The organism is Nostoc sp. PCC 7524 (assembly GCF_000316645.1).
GTDB lineage: Bacteria > Cyanobacteriota > Cyanobacteriia > Cyanobacteriales > Nostocaceae > Trichormus.
Genome location: NC_019684.1, coordinates 2432500 through 2455105, shown reverse-complemented (window position 1 = coordinate 2455105; position 22606 = coordinate 2432500). Strand labels below are relative to the sequence as shown.

At 42.4% G+C, this 22606-nt stretch carries 17 protein-coding genes; 13 read left to right on the top strand and 4 right to left on the bottom strand.

The window, feature by feature from the left end; genetic code table 11:
* The first annotated feature begins 312 nt into the window (after window positions 1-312).
* From NOS7524_RS09730 to NOS7524_RS09710, 5 genes are all read left to right on the top strand, one after another.
* Window positions 313-510, top strand: coding sequence for a DUF2795 domain-containing protein (locus NOS7524_RS09730; protein WP_015138307.1), 198 nt, complete (start codon window positions 313-315; stop codon window positions 508-510).
* A 558-nt stretch (window positions 511-1068) separates the two neighbouring features.
* Complete coding sequence (gene leuC, locus NOS7524_RS09725) at window positions 1069-2472, top strand: 3-isopropylmalate dehydratase large subunit (protein WP_015138306.1); 1404 nt, start codon at window positions 1069-1071, stop codon at window positions 2470-2472.
* Between the two features lie 229 nt (window positions 2473-2701).
* Entirely contained in the window at window positions 2702-3310 is a 609-nt protein-coding gene (gene leuD / locus NOS7524_RS09720) for a 3-isopropylmalate dehydratase small subunit (protein ID WP_015138305.1), read from the top strand.
* An 83-nt stretch (window positions 3311-3393) separates the two neighbouring features.
* Window positions 3394-3648 (top strand): hypothetical protein, encoded by a 255-nt coding sequence (locus NOS7524_RS09715; protein WP_015138304.1) that lies wholly within the window; start codon window positions 3394-3396, stop codon window positions 3646-3648.
* Window positions 3632-4066 (top strand): type II toxin-antitoxin system VapC family toxin, encoded by a 435-nt coding sequence (locus tag NOS7524_RS09710; RefSeq protein ID WP_015138303.1) that lies wholly within the window; start codon window positions 3632-3634, stop codon window positions 4064-4066. Before NOS7524_RS09715 ends, NOS7524_RS09710 begins: the two co-directional genes overlap by 17 nt.
* A gap of 54 nt (window positions 4067-4120) precedes the next feature.
* On the opposite strand, the gene NOS7524_RS09705 is transcribed toward NOS7524_RS09710, so the two are convergent.
* Window positions 4121-5296: an FAD-dependent oxidoreductase gene (locus NOS7524_RS09705; protein ID WP_015138302.1), complete on the bottom strand. Its 1176-nt coding sequence runs from the start codon at window positions 5294-5296 to the stop codon at window positions 4121-4123.
* Window positions 5297-5423: 127 nt separating this feature from the next.
* On the opposite strand from NOS7524_RS09705, the gene NOS7524_RS09700 reads away from it, so the two are divergent.
* The 7 genes from NOS7524_RS09700 (at window position 5424) to NOS7524_RS29930 (ending at window position 14515) form a co-directional block, all read left to right on the top strand.
* Entirely contained in the window at window positions 5424-5948 is a 525-nt protein-coding gene (locus NOS7524_RS09700) for a (2Fe-2S)-binding protein (RefSeq protein WP_015138301.1), read from the top strand.
* Entirely contained in the window at window positions 5935-6906 is a 972-nt protein-coding gene (locus NOS7524_RS09695) for an FAD binding domain-containing protein (protein WP_015138300.1), read from the top strand. Before NOS7524_RS09700 ends, NOS7524_RS09695 begins: the two co-directional genes overlap by 14 nt.
* Window positions 6907-6983: 77 nt before the next feature.
* On the top strand, window positions 6984-9182 hold the full coding sequence (locus NOS7524_RS09690) for a xanthine dehydrogenase family protein molybdopterin-binding subunit (RefSeq protein WP_015138299.1): 2199 nt from the start codon (window positions 6984-6986) through the stop codon (window positions 9180-9182).
* Window positions 9183-9314: 132 nt separating this feature from the next.
* A complete protein-coding gene (locus NOS7524_RS09685) occupies window positions 9315-11666 on the top strand; it encodes a CHASE2 domain-containing protein (RefSeq protein WP_041555661.1) in 2352 nt (783 codons plus the stop codon).
* A gap of 27 nt (window positions 11667-11693) precedes the next feature.
* Complete coding sequence (locus tag NOS7524_RS09680; protein WP_015138297.1) at window positions 11694-12512, top strand: DUF928 domain-containing protein; 819 nt, start codon at window positions 11694-11696, stop codon at window positions 12510-12512.
* A 378-nt stretch (window positions 12513-12890) separates the two neighbouring features.
* Window positions 12891-13352: a hypothetical protein gene (locus tag NOS7524_RS09670; protein ID WP_015138296.1), complete on the top strand. Its 462-nt coding sequence runs from the start codon at window positions 12891-12893 to the stop codon at window positions 13350-13352.
* A 986-nt stretch (window positions 13353-14338) separates the two neighbouring features.
* Window positions 14339-14515 (top strand): hypothetical protein, encoded by a 177-nt coding sequence (locus NOS7524_RS29930; protein WP_171815362.1) that lies wholly within the window; start codon window positions 14339-14341, stop codon window positions 14513-14515.
* A 145-nt stretch (window positions 14516-14660) separates the two neighbouring features.
* Here the strand turns inward: NOS7524_RS29930 and NOS7524_RS09660 are convergent, their stop codons facing one another.
* The 3 genes from NOS7524_RS09660 to NOS7524_RS09650 all read right to left on the bottom strand — a co-directional run bounded on the left by NOS7524_RS09660 (window position 14661) and on the right by NOS7524_RS09650 (window position 17488).
* Window positions 14661-15776: a sensor histidine kinase gene (locus NOS7524_RS09660; protein ID WP_015138294.1), complete on the bottom strand. Its 1116-nt coding sequence runs from the start codon at window positions 15774-15776 to the stop codon at window positions 14661-14663.
* A 55-nt stretch (window positions 15777-15831) separates the two neighbouring features.
* Complete coding sequence (locus NOS7524_RS09655; protein ID WP_015138293.1) at window positions 15832-16542, bottom strand: response regulator transcription factor; 711 nt, start codon at window positions 16540-16542, stop codon at window positions 15832-15834.
* A gap of 235 nt (window positions 16543-16777) precedes the next feature.
* The gene (locus NOS7524_RS09650; RefSeq protein ID WP_015138292.1) at window positions 16778-17488 is read right to left on the bottom strand and encodes a LabA-like NYN domain-containing protein; all 711 of its coding nucleotides are present in this window, start codon (window positions 17486-17488) and stop codon (window positions 16778-16780) included.
* Window positions 17489-18732: 1244 nt separating this feature from the next.
* On the opposite strand from NOS7524_RS09650, the gene bchH reads away from it, so the two are divergent.
* Window positions 18733-22452 (top strand): magnesium chelatase subunit H, encoded by a 3720-nt coding sequence (gene bchH, locus NOS7524_RS09645; RefSeq protein ID WP_015138291.1) that lies wholly within the window; start codon window positions 18733-18735, stop codon window positions 22450-22452.
* The last annotated feature ends 154 nt before the right edge of the window (window positions 22453-22606 follow it).

Here is a 22606-nt window from a genome sequence, read left to right as displayed (position 1 = left end):
CACCAACCTTTACTAATACTAAAAATCAAGTTTATCAGGTAATATATCACCTAGAAACGCCTAAGCTATTTGAAGGCAAAAGTTATTTTTTAAACCACTATAAATCTAATTATTTTTATTTTATCTAAAAAATCATAATAAATAAAATATTTTAATAGTGCTAAATAACGAAAGTAACAGATAGTAAAATATTTCATCAACCAAGCGAGTGACTTTTAAATTCTGATAAATGAACAGTGATTCACCTTTTTGACAGAGGGACATAACAAATTAGCCAGTGAAGATGATTAGTAACCTCTAGCGGTGGCAAAAATGGCTAAAGCAAACCCAGTTCAAATCCAGAAACACTTAAAAGGTGTAGATTATCCTGCTAATAAACAAGAGTTGATTGACCACGCTCAACAGCAGGGAGCAGATCGCAACGTAATTTCATTATTGGAGAAATTACCAGAAGATGAGGAATATGAAACTCCCACCGAACTCAACAAAGCTATAGGTGAGATAGAGTAGATGATATCTCTGGTGGAAAATTTAAATCCTAACACTAGAGAGATAACTGTTGTGGTAGCTTGTCAGCTAATGCACAAATGGCTCCCCTTGAGCTAAATTTCCGACTAACTGACGTTTTCTACCTGCAATCTCCCGTTCTCACTTCTTCGGTAACAATTGCATCACTTGGGGTGGTGTCAAATAATTATCTCAAGGGAAGCGATCGCATTCTCTCTGTGTCTCTGTGGTTAAATTAATCATTTGTTACCACAGAGGCACAGTTTTAAGAATGTACCTGTGCTATGGGACTCATATTTGATTTTTGTTGGCGTAGCCTGCGCTAGCGCATAAAAACTCAGTACACCCCTACTTCCCTTCTTTCCTATTGCCTATTGCAAGAGTGCCTATTGCCTACCTACGCAAATCATTTGGCTACGCCACGTTACACGAACAGTAATCAAACCGGATTCCTATATTAGTTGATAGCGATCGCCTCCTCAACCTCTCCATGCCAAAAAGAAAAAGCTGAACTTTTTTTGATACTATAAAAGCTCTGACTCGTTACCTAACGATTGACCTATGAGCAAAGGAACCCTGTTTGATAAAGTTTGGGACTTACATACTGTTGGTACACTTCCTTCAGGGCTGACACAACTATTTATTGGGCTACACCTAATTCATGAAGTTACCAGTCCCCAGGCCTTTGCAATGTTACGGGAGAGAGGTCTAAAGGTTTTGTTTCCAGGGCGGACTGTCGCCACTGTCGATCACATTGTACCTACGGATAATCAGGCGCGTCCCTTTAGCGATCGCATGGCTGAAGAAATGATCCAGGCACTGGAAACCAACTGTCAGGAAAATGGCATCACTTTCTATAATATTGGCTCTGGCAACCAAGGGATAGTCCACGTCATCGCCCCAGAATTGGGACTCACCCAGCCAGGAATGACTATCGCCTGTGGAGATAGTCACACTTCTAGTCATGGGGCATTTGGTGCGATCGCTTTTGGTATTGGAACCAGCCAAGTGCGGGATGTTCTCGCTTCCCAAACCCTGTCATTATCTAAACTCAAAGTCCGCCGCATTGAAGTTAACGGCAAGCTTAACCCTGGTGTTTACGCCAAAGATGTGATTTTACATATCATTCGTACCCTCGGTGTGAAAGGTGGTGTAGGTTACGCCTACGAATACGCAGGTACTACCTTTGAGCAGATGAACATGGAAGAGAGAATGACAGTCTGCAATATGGCCATTGAAGGTGGTGCCAGATGCGGTTATGTGAATCCTGATCAAGTCACCTATGATTACCTTAAAAGTAGAGACTTTGCCCCCCAAGGTGCAGACTGGGATAAGGCTGTGGCTTGGTGGGAATCCATCAAGAGTGATGCTGATGCCGAATATGATGATGTTGTAGTCTTCAACGCGGCGGATATTCCCCCCACAGTGACTTGGGGAATTACCCCCGGACAAGGTATTGGTATAAATCAGTTGATACCCAAACCAGAAGAATTAGCAGAAGAAGACCGCTTTGTAGCCGAAGAAGCTTACCGCTACATGGATTTATATCCCGGTCAACCAATTAAAGGAACTAAAATTGATGTCTGCTTCATTGGTAGCTGCACCAACGGCAGAATTAGCGACCTGAGAGAAGCCGCCAAAATCGCCAAAGGTCGCCGTGTAGCGGAGGGAATTAAAGCTTTTGTTGTCCCCGGTTCAGAACGAGTCAAACAAGCAGCAGAGGCAGAAGGATTAGACAAAATCTTCCAAGCAGCCGGCTTTGAGTGGCGCGAACCCGGTTGTTCCATGTGTTTGGCAATGAACCCCGATAAGTTGGAAGGTAGACAAATAAGTGCCTCCTCCTCTAACCGCAACTTTAAAGGCAGACAAGGTTCAGCCTCCGGGCGGACATTACTGATGAGTCCCGCAATGGTAGCGACTGCGGCGATTAAAGGTGAAGTCGCCGACGTGCGGGAATTGCTGTAAGAGGAAGGGGTGTAGGGGAGCAGGGGAGCAGAGGGGATGAGGGAGATGAGGGAGATGTAGCTTGCTTCTCTTACGATGGCGTAAGCCTACCCGTAGGGTGGGAGATGAGGCAGACAAGGGAGAGTCTTCCCAATCCCCAATCCCCAATCCCCAATCCCCAGTCCCCAATCCCCAATCCCCAATCCCTACTCCCTACTCCCTACTCCCTACTCCCTACTCCCTTAAACAGATGATAAGTGAAGTTAAACAAGTTTCTGGACGTGGTATACCTTTAGTGGGTAATGATATTGATACAGACCGCATCATTCCCGCGAGGTTTTTGAAAGCTGTTACCTTTGATGGCTTGGGTGAAGCGGCGTTTATAGACGATCGCACTGCCTTAAATGGTCAACATCCCTTTGATCAACCCCAATATCAAGGCTCAAATATATTAATCGTTAACCGTAACTTTGGCTGTGGTTCATCACGGGAACACGCACCTCAAGCAATATCTAAATGGGGTATTCAAGCCCTGATTGGTGAAAGCTTTGCAGAAATTTTCTTTGGCAATTGTGTAGCAATTGGTGTACCTTGTTTGACAGCTGACGCGGTGACAGTGAAACAACTGCAAGAATTAGTTGCAGCTAATCCCCAAGCTCCTGTCACAGTGAATTTGGAAACTTTGCAGGTGCAAGTTGGTGACTTTACCGCCCCAGTTACCATGAGTGAAGGAACTAGAACCGCCTTTGTTTCCGGCGCTTGGGATGCTTGCGGTCAGTTAGTGGCGAATAGTGAGCAAATTCGGGCAACGGCGGCTAAGTTACCTTACGTAAGCTGGGGTAGATTAGCTGCAAGTTAACTCGAATATTAGGTTGGGTGGAGCAACCGCAAAACCCAACAAAGCCTTTATAATTTAGATAATGAACGAAATTGGATGATTCTATGGCAATCACCCTTGAATTAACTCCAGAAATAGAAGCTCGTTTGATAGCTCAAGCCGCCGCGAAAGGTATGACGGCTCAAGCTTTTGTGCAAGCCGCAATCGAAAATTTACTAACTACTGAACCCCATTTATATCGAGTTGGAACGGCCTTAGTTATTCAATCTACCCCAATTGGGAACCTGGAAACCTCTGTTGACCAAATGCGGCAAGAAAGACTCAGTGACCTAATTGCAGATTATGAAAGTCCTGTTTGACACATCTGTATTAGTAGCAGCGTTTGAAGTTAGTCATCCTCGGCATTATGTTTGTCTACCGTGGTTGCAACAGGCACAAGAAAAGAAAATGGACGGATGTTTCTCAACGCACACCTTTGCTGAACTTTATTCTGTTCTGACTCGCCTACCTGTAAGACCGCCAATCTCTCCAGCGATCGCCCAACGCTTAATCAATGAGAACCTGCATTTTTTTACAGCAATTCCCCTCACTGCTGATGATTACCAACAAGCGATCGCTTCTATGGTTACACTTAATCTCCCAGGGGGTGGAATTTTTGATGCACTAATTGCCCAAGCTGCTCTCAAAGCCGAGGTTGATATATTACTTACTCTGAATCCAAGCCACTTTACCCGACTGGGGGCAGATTTAGCTCAACGGGTGCAAGTACCCTCTTAAGGATCTGTGCTTATGGTTACAACGTCTACTAGATAAGGAATTTACTGAACTTGATCATATTGCAGGTGGCTTATACCTATAAAGCCAATCTGGGAAACTATCTTGACTTGGTGCTGCTTGTTCTTGTGTTTGTTTAACAGCATCAATATCGTAGTAGCGCATCTCGCCTATGGCGCTACGGGTTTGAATCAGGCTGGTACGCTGGATGCGACTTTGTTCATAGTTGGTTATAGCCTCTGTCAAACTTGCGGCTTGGGATAAGCAGGTTTGTAGTTCGCAGACATCTTCAAAGGTGCTATTTGCACCCTGCGCCATTGCTGGGGCCATTGGGTGTGCGGCATCACCTAACAGTGTAACTCTACCTTGACTCCAGTGGGTTAAAGGGGGGCGATCGCATATCGGCCCTTCCCAAATTTGTGTGGGTGGTGTGGCTTCTACCACGGCGCGGAAGGATTCATCCCAGCCTGTTAATTCCTGGAGAGTGCGAACCTTAACTTCCTCTGGACTTGGGGAAAGAGTATAGTCTGGCATGAATTTACGCATAATCCAACTGGTGTATCCTCCTCCCACGTTCAGTAGAAACATAAATTGTTGATTGCCTTGGATAAATACTAAGTCATAGGCATTAAATAGTTCATGGTGATATTCCAGAACGGAACGCCAACACATACTACCGACATAATTCGGTTTACCCTCGCCAAATAAAGTTTCTCTGACGGCGGAGTGTACCCCATCAGCACCAATTAATAAGTCTGCGTATACTGTTTTGCCATTTTCAAAATAGATTTCTACACCTTGTTCATCTTGTGCAAAGCCAAGACAGCGATGATTGAGGTGAATAATTTCTGATGGCAATCTTGATGCTAAGGTTTGCTGTAATCGCCACCACCAAACAGTTAATAATGGCTGTCCGTATTTCTCTAAGAAGGTGGTGGGGTGAATTCTGATAGTTTCTCCCGTCATGCTTTTGACAACCGTCTGATGAACCAGACAACCAGACTTTGTGAGGGCGGCAATAATTCCTGGTGATATGGCTTCTAAACAATTCAAGCCATTGGGGGCTAGTCCTAAACCAGTTCCAGCCGGACGCAAGTCTTGAGCTTTTTCGTATACTTGCACATCTAAACCCAGATTGGCAAGGGCGATCGCCGCCGCTAAACCACCAGGCCCAGCACCGATAATTGCAACTTTTTGTATCAATAAGTGGGGATTTATATCTTTTGTTGGCATTTTTTTTCTAAATCCTATATTTGGAACTTTATTTAAAAATACCGTAAAAATTCAGATTCAAAAGAGAGATAATGAAGATAATTATTTAGTAATCTAATAAATTTTCAACAAAGGAAATTCATCTATCATGAGTAATAAAACTAGCAACGAAGAATTAAAAATATTCAGCCCAGAGGCAGTAGAGATATCATTGCTAGTTAATGATGTCTCCTACTTATTAAAAATAGAACCTCGCGTAACTTTGCTAGATGCACTGCGCGAAGAATTGGGTTTAATGGGGACTAAAAAAGCGTGCGATCGCGGCGAATGTGGCGCTTGTACTGTGTTGCTAAATGGACGTAGAATTAACGCTTGTATGACCTTGGCAATCATGCACACAGACAGCGAAATTACTACCATAGAGGGATTAGCTAAAGATGCTGAACTCCACCTCATGCAAACAGCTTTTATTAAACATGATGCCTTTCAATGTGGTTATTGTACATCTGGTCAAATCGTCTCAGCCGTAGGGATGATAGCCGAACAAACACCTCAATCAGAAGCAGAAATTCGCGAAAAGATGAGTGGTAATCTTTGCCGATGTGGAGCTTACCCTAACATTGTTGCTGCAATTCAAGAAGTAGTAAAGGATACAAAAAATGCAGTCATTTAGTTATGCAAAAGTGAGAACACAAGAACAAGTGAATACTATATTAACACAAGATAAAAATGCAACATTGATAGCTGGTGGCACAGATTTATTAGGCTTGATCAAGGATAAAGTACAGACAGCCCAAACATTAATTGATATTAACAGTTTACCCTTAAATAATATTGAAATTTCTGCCACAGGAGTGAGGATTGGTGCAGTGTGTCGGCTGATTGATGTAGCATTGCATCCACATATTCAAAAACACTATCCAGTCATTAGCCAAGCAATCAACCAAAGCGCATCACCCCAACTCAGAAACATGGCGACAGTTGGCGGTAACTTACTGCAAAAAGTGCGCTGTCCCTATTATCGGGATGCGGCTTTTCCTTGCAATAAACGCACCCCAGGTATAGGTTGTTCTGCCATTAATGGTTACAACCGGATGCACGCCATTTTGGGTACAAGCGAACATTGTATTGCCGTTCATCCCTCCGATTTAGCAGTGGCTTTAACAGCATTAGATGCAGTTATTTGTATTCAAGGAATAGAACAAGAACGCCGCATTTCCATTCATGACTTTTATCTTTTACCAGGAGACACACCCCATAAAGAAACACTATTACAACCTGGAGAACTAATTGTTGCTGTAGAACTACCAAATGAGGAGTGTATTAGAAAATCAAATTATTTAAAAGTCAGAGATAGAGCAGCATATGAATTTGCCTTAGTATCTGTAGCCATTGCTGTAGATATAGAAGATAACACAATTAAAACTGCAAAAATAGCCTTGGGTGGAGTAGCTACAAAACCCTGGCGGTTGTGGGAAGTAGAAAAATTTTTGCAAAGTAAACCACTAAATCAAAATACATTCACCACCGCCGCAGAACTAGCAACCAAAACAGCCAAACCCCAACAACACAATCAGTTCAAAATTGAATTAGTAAAACGCATTTTACTTCGCGCACTCAACAACAATTAAACTTACCATTCTTTAAACCTTTGCGGCTCTGCGCCTTTGCGCGAAACAAAAAATTATCTTAATCACCCAGCGAAAACATGAAAATCATCGGTAAACCCCTAAACCGCGTAGACGGCGACTTAAAAGTAACAGGAAAAGCCCAATACACAGCCGATGTACCCATCAAAAAAATCACCTATGGAGCAATATTGCAAAGCACAATTGCCAAAGGTAAAGTTATCAGCATAGACACCACTCCAGCCTTAAACGCCCCTGGTGTATTAGACATCATCACCTATCATCAAACCCCCAACTTAATCAACATCCCTTTCTTTTCCGCCCCAACAAATACACCAGAAAAAGATGATAGTATTTACTACAATGGCCAACCCTTGGGAATTATAGTCGCCGAAACCTTAGAACAAGCCGAATACGCCGCATCCCTGGTAAACATCACCTACGAAGCAGCACCGCCGACAGTGACAATGGCGCAAGCATTACCAGAGGTATTTGAGCCAGAATCTATCTTTTTTGGCATTATGCCCGGCAAGATTACCAGAGGCGATATTAATGCTGGCAAAGCACAGGCAGATATCTTGATTGAACAGGTGTACACCACACCAATGGAACATCACAATCCTTTAGAAACATCTGCCACCATTGCCATCTGGGATGGGGATAATTTAACAGTATATGAAACCACTCAAGGCATTTCCGGCACACAAAGAAGCCTTGCTAGGGTGCTGAATCTGCCGCCAGAAAATGTCCGCGTCATCTCCAAATATTTAGGTGGCGGTTTTGGCTGTAAAGCCTTACTACGTTCTCATACTATCCTAGCTGCGATCGCCTCGCGTCAAGTCCAGCGTCCGGTGAAACTTGTACTAACGCGATCGCAAATGTATACTAATTGCGGTTATAGATCCCAAACTTACCAAGAACTCACTCTAGGTGCAACCAAACAAGGACACCTCACCCTCATTAAACACATTGGTACATCCTTAACATCCATGTTTGAGGACTTTGTAGAACCTGTAGGTGCAGCTACAACCATGATGTATGCCTGTCCCAACCTAGAAGTAAAATATCGGCTAGGGCGAACTAATACAGGTACACCCACCTTTATGCGTGCGCCGGGAGAAGCACCGGGGATGTTTGCCTTAGAATCAGCAATGGATGAACTCGCCTACGCTTTAAATCTTGATCCCATCGACATCAGATTACACAATCATGCAGATATCGATCCCCAAACAGGCTTACCTTGGTCAAGTAAATCCCTCCAACAATGTTATCAAAAAGGGGCAGAGATTTTCGGTTGGTCACAACGTCACCCTACACCCCGTGCCATGCAGGATGGTAACTTCCTAATTGGTTGGGGGATGGCGAGTGCGACATTTCCCACCAATTCCATGTCTGCAAACGTCAAAGTTGAAGTTTTTGCCACTGGAGAAGTCAGTGTTGAAACTGGGACTCAAGACATTGGTACAGGTACTTACACAGTCATGACTCAAGTCGCGGCTGAGGCGTTAGGTTTACCCAGCCAACCAGTACACTTTACTTTAGGTGATAGCAATCTTCCCACAGCACCCATTGCAGGTAACTCTATTACTGTAGCGAGTGTTTCCCCGGCTGTGCATCAAGCCGCCACTGCTGCACGGGAAAGGCTGATACAAATGGCAATCTCAGACTCTAACTCGCCGCTTTATGGGTGTCAATTAGCCGATATTAGCGTTGAGTCAGGACAGATATTCTCAAACCAAGAACCATCCCGGCGAGACAGTTACACTGAGATTTTGCAGCGACATGGGTTAGAGAGTTTAGTAGTGACAGAAGCCACCGCACCCAACCCAGAAAGTAAACAATATGCCAAACATTCCTTTGGTGCGGTGTTTGTGGAAGTAGCCGTTGACGAGTTGTTAGGCGAAGTGAAAGTTAGACGTTGCGTAGGCGTTTACAGTGCGGGACGCATTCTTAACACGAAAACAGCACGCAGTCAAGTAATTGGTGGTATTACCTGGGGAATTGGCATGGCTTTAATGGAGAAAACAGTCATCGATGATCATAGCGGTAGAATCATTGGTGCTAACCTTTCCGACTACTTGATTCCCGTTCATGCAGATATTCCCAGCATGGAAGTGCAATTTATTGAGGAACATGATCCTTATGTAAATTCACTGGGAACTAAAAGCTTGGGTGAATTACCGATTGTTGGCGTAGCAGCTGCGATCGCTAATGCAGTTTATCATGCCACAGGTAAGCGCATCCGTCATCTGCCCATCACACCAGACAAATTATTGTAAGCTTGCCTGTTCTCGAAGATTTGAGTGAAGCACTGTTAGATTTCATCAGTGTTTGACAAATCATTTACTGCATATAGTAGTGTAACCTTTCGTACTAAAGTAAGTTACATTGCCATATCTGGGGTACTGACGTTGGATAAGTTAGTAGTTTTAAAGTTAGGCACAGGAAGTTTTGAAGCGGGATTTCCTGTTACACTGCAAATTGGTGATGAAAATGTCCGACCAATTGTAGAAATTACTGGCGAACTACCACCAGATACAGAAATTCCCCTTTGTTACCATCAATGGCAGTCTATTTACTGTCAACTCAAATTTTCTGGTCGTCCTATCGGTATTCCTAAGCAATTAACACAAACCCCTTCCTTGCAAGATTGCGAAAAAGCGGCGGATACTTTAATATTTCACTTAAATACCTGGCTATCATCCTCTACTTTTCGCCCTATCCGCGAAAAATGGCTAGAAAAGCTTGTACCAGAAGACCATATCCGCGTACTACTACAAACAAATGACCTGCGATTGCAAAAACTCCCTTGGCATTTGTGGGATTTATTAGAACGTTATCCCAAAGCCGAAATTGCTCTGAGTGCGCCTAGTTATGAACAAGTTAGCCGCAACTCACCACCTCAATCGCAGGTGAAAGTTTTAGCAATTTTGGGTAATAGTCAGGGAATTGATATCCAAACAGACAGTCAGCTTTTGGCAGAATTACCTTATGCAAATACTACCTTCCTGGTTGAGCCATCAGGTAAAGACCTGACTGATCAGCTATGGGAACAAGACTGGCAGATTTTGTTTTTCGCCGGACATAGTGCTACTGATGGAAGCGGTGATGCGGGGAAAATTTATATTAATCAAACCGAAAGCTTGACAATTAGTCAATTAAAGTACGGCTTGCGGAAAGCAGTAGAACGGGGTTTGCATTTGGCAATTTTTAACTCCTGTGATGGTTTGGGTTTGGCGAGGGAGTTTGCAGACTTAAATATACCCCAAATCATCGTCATGCGAGAACCTGTTCCTGATAGGGTGGCACAAGAATTTCTGAAATATTTTTTAGAAGCTTTTGCCAGTGGTGAATCTTTATACATAGCAGTTAGAGAAGCACGGGAACGTTTGCAAGGACTAGAAACTCAATTTCCCTGTGCTACTTGGTTGCCTGTCATTTATCAAAACCCAGCAACAATGCCTTTATTATGGCGAGAATTACACGTCAACCAGAATAGTCAGCAAATAACAACCTTACCTAAAACCCCAAATAGAGGAGGTATCAACCTCCGACAAGTTTTGTCTGCGGTCATGCTTACTAGCATAGTAACAACAGCATTGTTAATGGGAGTGCGGTATTTTGGTTTACTACAATCATGGGAGTTAATGGCATTTGACCACCTGCTGCGTCTGCGTCCCCAAGAAAAACCAGATTCTCGCATACTGGTAATTGAAATTACGGAAGAAGATGTACAAGCCCAATCTCCCAATAGACGGGGGTCATTATCAGATGAGGCTTTGGATAAGTTGTTAGCAAAATTAGATGCGTATCAGCCACGGGTGATAGGTTTGGATATATACCGAGATTATGCTGTACAGCCGGCTTATCCAAAGTTGGCGGAACGCATGAGAAAAAGCGATCGCTTTGTGGCAGTATGTCAAGTTAGTAACCCCCAAACTGGCAAACCAGGCATCAAACCCCCGCCAGAAGTTTCCCCTGATGCTCTCGGCTTTAGTGATATTGTCATTGATGCGGATCATGTTGTACGCCGTCATCTTTTGGCCTTAACTCCCCCTCCCTCATCTCCCTGTACTGCACCTTATGCTTTAAATGTGCAGTTGGCTCTACGTTATTTATATACTGAAGGTATTCAGTTACAATTTACGCCTGATGGAGCATGGCAACTAGGTCAGCTAAAATTTCAACCCATCGAAGCCCATACTGGCGGCTACCAAGGTATTGACGCTCTAGGACACCAAATTTTACTCAATTATCGCTCCTTTCCTAACTTAGAAGCGATCGCCCCCCGCATCACCTTGCAACAAGCATTAACTGGTAAAATACCAGCCGATGCAGTTAAAGACAAAATAATTTTGATTGGCACAACAGCCGAAAGCTTTCGGGATTATTCACTGACTCCCTATGCTTCCTCTCAAGGTAAATCACAGGCAATCGCAGGAGTTTGTTTACAAGCACAGATGGTGAGTCATTTGTTGAGTGCGGCTTTGGATGGGCGACCTTTATTATGGACTTGGAATGTCTGGGGTGAAGTGATTTGGGTTTGGGGTTGGGCTGTCACAGGGGGTTTACTTGCTGTATATCTGCGACAACCCACTTATTTAGGGTTGGCAGTTGGAGGAGCATTCCTGAGTTTATACGGTTTCTGCCTGATATTATTAATACTATACAGTTGTTGGGTTATCTTCATACCTGCGGCGATCGCTTTAGGAGGTAATGCTGTCACCTTAGTAGCCGTCATCAAGCCTATCCCAAAATCATAAAAATATATTTTTACTTGACGACAAATTATGAAAATCCTGCAATTAACCATAGCCTTGGGGGTAGCATTCATTAGTAACATATCCTACCCGTTACAACTCCAGGCTCTACCAGCTAATCATCATCTGGCCTCAGTCAAATTTATCCCACCACCGCCACCACCAGACCGAAGTGCAGCAGGTTCTAGAAGTGGGGCTGCCAGCCGTGGATGCAACGCAGGGAATCAAACCGTAACAGCTTTAGTACCAACCTATCAGCAGACTCTTAACCAAGGTAAGCAAGCGGTTATTCCCATAACTCAAGTTTGGGGTTTAACAAACGCTGAACATCCTTACTTTTTCTTTTTTGTTCCCTACAGTGCCTCATCTATCAGCAACATAGAGTTTGTTTTGCAAGAACAAACTAATAATAAAAGTAAAACTTTATACCGTACTCCTCTAACGCCACCGGAATCACCAGGAATTATTAGCGTTCATTTACCTCCGAATGAAGCCTCATTGCAGGTAGGAAAAATGTATCACTGGTTTTTGAAGGTACGGGTGCAATGTGACCAAAAACAACCTCTGAAACTGGATTATGCAGATGGTTGGGTACAAAGGGTTAACCAAAATTCAACATTAACACAACAACTCAAACAAGCAGAACTGCCACAAAAGGTGACGCTGTACGCCGCAAATGGTGTTTGGTACGATGCGCTCATGAGTTTGGCAGACTTACGCCTTAGCAATCCCAAAAATGAGACTTTACTAACAAAGTGGACAACTTTGCTCCATTCAGTTGGCTTAGAGGAAATAGCTCATCAACCACTGATTAATTGTTGTCAACCCCGTTTGAAGAATACTAACTAAATTGTGAATTTAGAAGTCCTTGAAAAGAAGGCAGAAGGCAGGAGGCAGGAGGCAGAAGGAAAGAATTTGGTGGGGGATTCAGACCCCCACCAAATAAGTACCACTGAATCATTCGCGCAGCGTCTCGTAGAGAAGATTTCAGTGGGGGACTCAAACCCTTGCTCCCTTCCGGTCGCCAGAAGGCTTGTGCATCAGACAGAAGATAAACATAAAAGCCTTCTGCCCTCTGCCTCCTGCCTTTCTTGTTGATCAATTTTTTAAGCCTCGTCTGCATAAATTCACGCCCAACTGATGAGAAGTATTCAAACCACTTTTGGAGTATTTATCCTCCAAATAAAAAATTGATTCACCCCATAAACATGGGGCGGTGAGGTATATATGATTCATCACATTTCCATTGCTGCTGAAAACCCCCAACACGTTGCCCAAGTGCTAGCGGAAGTATTGGATGGCAAATCTGTTCCCTTTTTCCCCCATCCAGGTAGTTATATGGTTTTCCCCCTTGATGAACATGGCACAGGTATTGAAGTTTATCCCTTAAACACTGAGCTAAAACCCGGTGAAGGAGATAACGAAGTAACTTTTGTAGAGACTCCTACTGTTTCTGGATATACAGCTACCCATGCAGCTATTTCTGTCTCTACTACTCAGGATAAAATAGAAGAAATTGGATACCGAGAAGGTTGGAGAGTTGTACGCTGTAACCGCGATTCCTTCTTTGATGTCATTGAGTTCTGGTTAGAAAACCGAATCATGATAGAACTGCTAACACCAGAAATGGCAGATCAATATTTAGCAGCTACACATCCAGAAAACTTGCAACAAATGTTCGCTGCGTAATGATGAAGGTAGGAAATAGCGATACCATTTCTTGATGAAGCTGTCATATATTTTACCCCCTGGCTAGCGCCGTCCTTGCCAAGGGTGACTACAGGGGGGTCTAATGAAAATAAATTTTTTGATTACTAATGAAGTGTGATGTCTATGCAGAAAATTCAGATATGAGGTAAGAAATACTAAAAGCAAATATTGCTAAGAGAACTGGAATAACAGTGTTTATTTCTAGTTTTCGCGTCTTGAATACCTCTATCAAAGATATAGGAACAATCACCGGCCAGAAAATAGTTGTAATTAAAAACATGATAAAAGTTAAAAACCTGTCTTCTGGAGAAGAGTTAGGGTGACGCATAGAAAACCGCAGCCAGTTACTAAAAAAGTAACAACTCATCAATAGATAACTAATAATTAAAGTTAATTGAATTTGATTCATTACCATTACTCCTGAAGCATTCTGATGTGATCCACAATAGCTAATATGAATTTATGACACAATGTAATTAATAGAAAATCAGATAGTATTTAAAAGCAATTTCGATGTTTTTTCTAGACACTTACACTGATAAAAAATGCTATTGATCAATCAGGTAAATCCTATGAGCATTTATCAAATCCTTCAAACAGTAATTTTACTTAATTTGCTATCAAGATTACCGTTAAAAAAGTGCGATTTTTGTGTCATGGTTTACTTACCTGAGTCAGTATAGTCATGGTTTTCTACATTTGATGTAATATAGTTGACTTGTTATGTAAATTGAGAAAAGATTTGAGTCTCAGAGAATTTATCATCTATACCAGTAAAATTTCAAGATAAATATTTGTGTTTTCTATAAAGATGAAATTATTTATTGCTGGGGATGTATAGCTGTAGACAAGGCGATTAGGGCATGACTAAAAGCTCAAACTCATTCATGGCATGGATTTTACTATTGCCTATTGCCTATTGCCTATTGCCTTCTGCTATATCTCCAGACGATTCAGTTAACTAATTGTCATGGTACGCAAGAAAGCGATCGCCTCCGGTGGGCGGGAATGGATGGATTTCAGCAAAAAAGCAAGCGTTTGTAAATGACGCTTGCTTGGGAGGATGTGGAAATTTCTTAGTCTTGGGAATGATTGTGCGGAAACAGGTAGGCGATCGCCGCCCCACCAGTGACAATGAGTAAGCTTACCAAAAATGTAGCCAGAACAAAGGTAAACATCTTAACAGCAGACTCCTTGAGTTCTTGCCCCTAACAAATAGCTCTTGTCTGCTTTTAAGCTAGCAGTTGCTTATGACGCACACATAACCAAGCTGTGACAATTTTTTGTCTACCCTAAAGCCAAACAAAAGCGAAATGTACTCCCAACTCCCAGTTCGCTTTCTACTTGGATTTCACCACCTTGTAACTCCACCAACCGCTTTGTAATCGTTAAACCAATCCCCGTTCCTCCAGAATGGCGATCGCGTGATTGATCAGCTCGCCAAAAACGCTCAAATACATGAGGCAAATCCTGGGGAGCAATGCCAATTCCTGTATCAATAACTGCCACCCAAAGTTTAGAGGCTTCAGTCCAAGCACTAAGAGTAATTGAGCCTGTAACAGTATATCGCACGGCATTACCGAGTAAATTAACTAACACCTGTTCTGTGCGATCGATATCTGCTAACACCAGTGGTAATTGCATCGGTAACTCTAAATGCAGAACTGGCCCATCTTCCAATAACTGATCAGCAAATCTCTCTACCAACGATTCTAATAAAGGATACAAATTTACTGGCTTGATATTAATGGGTAAATATCCCGCTTCTGCTTTAGATAGTTCCTGTAAATCATTAACCAAACGCTCTAAACGTCTAGTTTCTTTTACCAACAAGCGATAAACTTCCGATGAAGGTGCAACTGCACCATCCGCTAATTCTTCCAAATAACCACGCACCACAGTCAACGGTGTCCGTAGTTCATGAGTCATATCTCCAATTAATTCCCGTCGCCGCGTTTCTACATCCTCTAAACAATCTGCCATGCGGTTAAAACTTGTACCCAATCGATTTAGTTCTGGAATATCAGACAAAGGTAATCGCGCCTCCAGATGTCCAGCCGCAAACTGTTGGGTAACTTGTTCCATCTCAGTGACTCGCTGCATGATGCGTTGAGACACCCAGTAACTCAATCCTCCCGCCGCCGTAGTACCCACCAACACCGACCAAAGTGTGCTGCGCCGCCAAGCAGTTTCAAATCCTTGCACTAAGTCTGTGCGGATATTAATGATATTTAATCCTCTACTTTCTAATCTTTCCAAATGCAGCACAAAAAAACGCGGCGAAGAAACTTTACTAATAATCACAAGACTGACTAACCCCACTACCATCACTACCAAGTGGGAGAAAAACAGGCGCGATGCTAAAGGTAAGGATTTCATCCACCGCCAATCTATAGGAATCATATTGAAAAATTTAAACGAAATATAGCACTCATCTTTACTTTTGATTTTTGATTTTTTAAATCAGAGAGGAGTCTTCAAATTTATAACCAACCCCCACCACAGTTTTAATAAAAGTGGGATTAGCAGGATCAGGCTCAATTTTTTTCCGTAATCGAGCCACATGGGTATCTACTACACGCTCATCACCAAAAAAGTTATCTCCCCAAAGTTTGTCAATTAATTGGGTACGGTTCCAAACTCTACCGGGATTGCTCACAAAAGTGCTTAATAAGTTGAATTCTAGAGTTGTTAAGTCTAAAGTTTCTATATTTTGGGGACTCATCTGGCGGCTAGCAGTACGTTGATCTACATTCACTATAAAGTGTTGGGTACGATTCACCTGAGTTTGTCCCCCTTGCCGCAAACTCCGCCGCAACAGCGCCCGCACTCTCGCTACCAACTCTCTAGGGCTGAAGGGTTTCACCATGTAATCATCAGCGCCAGTAGATAAACCTATCACTCGATCTATTTCTTCCCCTTTAGCTGTGAGCATGAGAATATAAGGGTCTTTTGTTCCTGGTTTCTGCCGAATTCTCGCGCATACTTCTAAACCATCTAACCCAGGAATCATCAAGTCTAGGATGATTAAATCTGGTGGTTGTTCTTGAAACATTTGTAAAGCATTAATACCATCGCGGCTAATGCGACAGGAAAATCCTTCTTTTTCTAAAGAATGTTGGATTAATTGAGCAATTTCTGTTTCATCCTCAACAATTAAAATATCCATTGCGATCGGGATTGACTAAGGTACGCAGAGTGACAGCAAAATGCAAGCGTTAGCTGTATTTCCTCGCTTGCATTGTATCTTTATTCCCAATTGAGAGACAAATGGCGATATTCTGGCAATAAGTTTTATGGCTAGTAGGGTGCGTCAGTACGAGAAAAACTAGCTGTAGCAAGAAATTATTCATACTGACGCACCCTACATTTTGGATATTTTTTGATCTGTAAGTCCTTAAGAACTACAGATTGGAATTAGACAATGCTCGATAGCTATACCCCAGATGGGAGTCTTTTTGAATCTGCTGTTTAATACTATCGAGGTCTAGAAAATAGTCAGCAACATCTATTAAACAGTCATTAGTCATGGTTCGCAGACTCACAACTTCCACTCGCACACCTGTACTGGTGACAGCATTGACAGCATATGATAAATCTCCATCACCACTCACTAAAACAGCCGTATCGTAGTAGGGAGCCAAGGTGATCATATCTACAGCAATTTCGACATTCAAATTGGGTTTTTTGGTGCTATCTGTTAGCTGTACGTCTTTTGTCACTACACGATAGCCATTACGACGCATCCAAAATAAAAAGCCTTGTTGCTTATCATTTGTACGTGGACGAGTGGGAATCTGACGAGATGTATCAATACCAGTGTAGAAAAACGCACGCAATAACCGTGAACCTGAAGTTAAACGACAGAGTAATTTGAGATAGTCAATTTCAATGCCAAGTTGCAAAGCAGCATGAAATAGATTAGCACCATCGATAAAAATAGCTACTCGACCACGATTCAAGTCATTAGCAACAGAATCATCAACTCTAGGTTGTCGCTGTCTAGAGGGTTCATGTTTGTTGCCATTTTTTATCTGAATTTTCCCTGGTAGGTGAGGTTCTTCAGCAAGGGGTCTATATGTATTGTTGACTTTGGTAAAACCAGTGTTAGTCATTGATTCCTCTGGATTTTAAATCGGGCAAGGCTTTTGGCACAATTGACAATAGATCATCCGTACTGATTGTTCAGCACGGCCAAAAATAATATGCAGTTACTTGACACAAACACACTCAAATTGTGTTCACTGCGTAGATTCCAAAGTTTAATGACCCAGAGTAATTAACACACCAAATTAGATAGTGAGTATTTTGGGAAGTTTCTGGCACAGGTAATTAATCAACACTGTTAACCCAAAATCTCAAATTGGTGTAACTCTTGTCAAAACAAGTTTTACGAGATATCCCCTCTGCCGATATGCTGCCCTTTTTCTACCACTACAGCACATCAACTTAACCCAAGGGGCAAGCGATTGGGCGAAAACAACTTGCTGTCATGGTCAGCCTAGGCAACAGCCATTGGCATCTTATTCTTATTGTACCTCTGACTGGAAAAAGCCTGACATTAAGCTAATATTTATATCTTGACTTAACAAGACAAGTAAAAAATAACGAGGAGTTAAGATTTAATCATCAAAAGATAATATTTAGATTTTTTTTATATATATTAATTTTTATTTTCATGGATTGCTATAAGTATCAATAGGTATTTATAGGCATTAAGAATATTTTTTGGACTACGATTCTATAGCCTTGAGGTAGATTGAAAGATTAGTTACTAAATTCTGAGATTGATAAAAATGCCAACTCTTGTAATGGAAGCGATCGCTATTAGTGAACTGTGAGAATTACTGAAAATTAAAAATATAAATTACGTTCCAAACAACCGTAATAACTCATAATTTGTACGGTTAATACTAACCAACTTAACCTTAATTGTTTCTGTAGATGGAGGGAATCAATGCGATTAAAAAGATAAATTTAGTTTTAGATTAGTTCACAATTACAATGTCTTTGATAATTGCCTCTGAGGAGTCCGACCCGGAGGTAATTTTTTGTAAATTTTTCTAATAAAAACTATCTAAACTTCTATATATTCTCAGGAAAAGAAAAAAAGACCCCCGGTAGTTAACCGAGGGATTCTGCAAGTCGGTATTGTCGCACAAAGACATTCGCGAATCTCACAATACCAACCGGAAAAGTACAGAATGTGCCAAAATGCCAAAAGCTTAAGAATGGGGAGTGGAGAGTGGGGAGTGGGGAATGAGATTTTTACTCAGCACTTCCCTAGGTAGATATTCAACCATCAACCCGCAAGCAAGTTTAGAATTTAAAGTAAAGAAATATTTCTTAACTGACAGGCATGAAACGCATCGTCTTGATTGCTGGGTTTGAATCATTTAACGCTGACTTGTACAGAAAGGCCGCAATTGTGGCCAAATCTCGCTGTCCTGACTTAGATATTAGAGTATTTAGCGATCGCGATATTACAAGCATTCGCCCAGAAGTAGAAGCAGCACTCCAAGGCGCGGATGTGTTTTTTGGTAGTCTCATCTTTGATTATGACCAAGTTTTGTGGCTGCGCGATCGCATCAGTCAAATTCCCATCCGCCTAGTATTCGAGTCAGCCTTAGAACTGATGAGTTTAACTCAAATCGGTGCATTTGCGATCGGCGACAAACCCAAAGGAATGCCCAAACCCGTTAAATTCATCCTCGACAAATTCAGCAACGGACGCGAAGAAGACAAACTAGCCGGTTATATTAGCTTCTTAAAAATTGGCCCTAAACTCCTAAAATTTGTCCCAGTGCAGAAAGTCCAAGACTTACGCAACTGGTTAATTATCTACGGCTACTGGAACGCCGGCGGCACAGAAAACGTCGCCGCCTTATTTTGGACACTAGCAGAAAAATATTTAGACTTAAAAGTCGGCGAAATCCCCCCACCCATAGAAACCCCCAACATAGGTTTACTACACCCCGACTATCAAGGCTTTTTCACATCACCCAAAGCCTACCTAGAATGGTATCAAAAGCGTTCTTCCCCCTGCTCCCTGCCCCCTGCCCCCTGCCCTCTACCTCCTACCCCCTGCCCCCTGCCCCCTGCCCCCTGCCCTCCCATCACCGCCATCCTCCTCTACCGTAAACACGTCATCACCAAACAACCATATATTCCCCAACTCATTCGCCGCTTTGAGGAAGCCGGTTTAATACCCTTACCCATCTTCATCAACGGCGTAGAAGGACACGTAGCGGTACGAGATTGGATTACAACCGACTACGAACTGCAACAACGCCAACAAGGAAAAATAGAAACCCCCTCACTTTCCCAAGAAGCCGTCAAAGTAGATGCAATTGTTTCTACAATAGGCTTTCCCCTCGTCGGTGGCCCAGCCGGTTCAATGGAAGCCGGTCGTCAAGTAGAAGTAGCCAAACGCATCCTCACCGCCAAAAACGTTCCTTACATCGTCGCCGCACCTTTGTTAATTCAAGACATCCACTCATGGACACGTCAAGGCGTGGGTGGTTTGCAAAGTGTGGTATTGTACGCCTTACCAGAATTAGACGGCGCAATTGATACCGTTCCCCTCGGCGGTTTAGTGGGTGAAGACATATATTTAGTTCCCGAACGGGTACAGCGTCTCATTGGGAGAGTAAAAAACTGGGTGAAACTGCGACAAACACCCCCCGCAGAACGCAAAATTGCCATTATTTTATATGGCTTTCCTCCTGGTTATGGTGCAGTGGGTACGGCTGCATTATTAAACGTTCCCCGCAGTTTAATTAAATTACTTCACGCCCTCAAAGACCAGGGTTACAACGTCGGCGATATCCCCGAAGACGGCGAAGAATTAATTCGCCAAGTGAGAGAAATTGACGAAGAAATGGAAAGATGGGAAATTAATAAACCTTTCCCAAGTTCAGCCACTACTGTTAATGCTCGAAAATTAGAAAAATGGTTGGGATATCTCCGCACATCGCGTATTGAAAAACAATGGAAATCTTTAACAGGAAGCGGAATTAAAACTTACGGTGATGAACTTCATGTGGGTGGTGTGCAGTTAGGAAATGTCTGGATAGGTATACAACCACCTTTGGGAATACAAGGCGACCCCATGCGGTTAATGTTTGAACGTGACTTAACACCACATCCCCAATACGCCGCTTTTTATAAATGGTTACAAAATGAACTGCAAGCCGATGCTGTAATTCACTTTGGAATGCACGGAACAGTAGAATGGTTGCCCGGTTCACCATTAGGAAATACAGGTTATTCTTGGTCTGATATCTTATTAGGAGATTTACCCAACCTATATATATATGCTGCCAATAATCCGTCCGAGTCGATATTAGCTAAACGGCGCGGTTATGGGGTGTTAATTTCTCACAACGTCCCGCCTTATGGTCGGGCAGGTTTGTATAAAGAATTGGTCGCCCTGCGCGATTTAATTTCAGAATATCGCGAAGACCCGAAAAAGAATTATGTCCTCAAGGAAGGCATTTGTAAAAAGATTGTCGATACTGGTTTAGATGTCGATTGCCCATTTGAAGACGCGAAAAAATTGGGTATTCCCTTCACTCCAGAAAATATCAAAATGTTTAGCGCCCATGCCTTTGATGATTATCTGGTGAAGTTGTATGAGTATTTGCAAGTTTTAGAAACTCGCTTATTTTCTTCTGGGTTACATATATTAGGTGAACCTCCAAATGAAGAAGAACTAGCATCTTATCTTGAAGCATATTTTGGTCAAGAACAACCAAAAAATCCAGAAGAAGCACAGCAAATCAAAGATTTGTTGATGCAAACCACAGATGAAATTACCAATCTTTTACGAGGATTAAACGGTGAATTTATCCCCCCTGCACCTGGTGGTGATTTATTAAGAGATGGTGCAGGAGTATTACCCACAGGCAGAAATATCCATGCTTTAGATCCCTATAGAATGCCTTCCCCCGCCGCCTATGAACGGGGACGAGAAATTGGTCAAAAAATTATCAGTCAGCATTTACAAGAACATGGTAAATATCCCGAAACAGTCGCAGTTTTATTGTGGGGATTAGATGCCATTAAAACCAAGGGTGAATCGTTAGGAATTCTTTTAGAATTAGTAGGTGCTGAACCTGTGAAAGAAGGGACGGGGCGAATTGTTCGTTATGAATTGAAATCCTTATCTGAAGTAGGACATCCCCGCATTGATGTGTTAGGTAATTTATCAGGAATCTTCCGAGATAGTTTTGTTAATATCATCGAATTGTTAGATGATTTATTCCAAAGGGCGGCGGAAGCTGACGAACCTGAAGACCAGAATTTTATTAAAAAACACGCCTTAGCTTTAAAGGCGCAAGGTGTAGAAAATACCTCCGCCAGATTATTTTCTAACCCAGCCGGTGATTTTGGTTCATTAGTTAATGATAGAGTGGTTGATGGTAACTGGGAATCTGGTGATGAATTAGGTAAAACTTGGCAAAGTCGCAACGTCTTTAGCTACGGAAGACAAGATAAAGGCCAAGCTAGACCAGAAGTATTAAACCAGTTATTACAGACAAGCGATCGCATCGTCCAAGAAATCGATTCGGTAGAATATGGTTTAACCGACATTCAGGAATATTACGCCAACACAGGCGGACTGAAAAAAGCCGCAGAACAACGAAGCGGTAAGAAAGTTACTGCTAGCTTTGTGGAAAGTTTCTCCAAAGACACCACACCCCGCAACCTAGATGATTTACTCAGAATGGAATACCGCACCAAACTGCTAAATCCCAAATGGGCCGAGGCGATGGCGAATCAAGGTTCAGGCGGTGCATTTGAAATTTCTCAACGTATGACAGCTTTAATAGGTTGGGGTGGCACGGCTGATTTTAAAGATGATTGGGTATACGACCAAGCCGCAGACACCTATGCTTTAGACCCCGAAATGGCGGAGAAATTACGCCAAGCTAACCCCGAAGCTTTTCGGAATATTGTCAGCCGAATGTTAGAAGCCCACGGGCGTGGTTTTTGGCAAGCTGATACAGATAAATTAGATAAGTTGCGTCAATTGTATGAGTTGACAGATGAACAATTAGAAGGAGTGACAGTTTAGGAAATAATTTACAAGGTGGAAATAACAAGTATGGAAAACTCTTTCACTGCTGTATTTGAGAAGATAGACGACTGGTATATTGGCTATATCTAAGAATTACCAGGAGCAAATGTCTAAGAGAAAACTTTGGCAGAAGCAAGAGTAAGTTTACGGG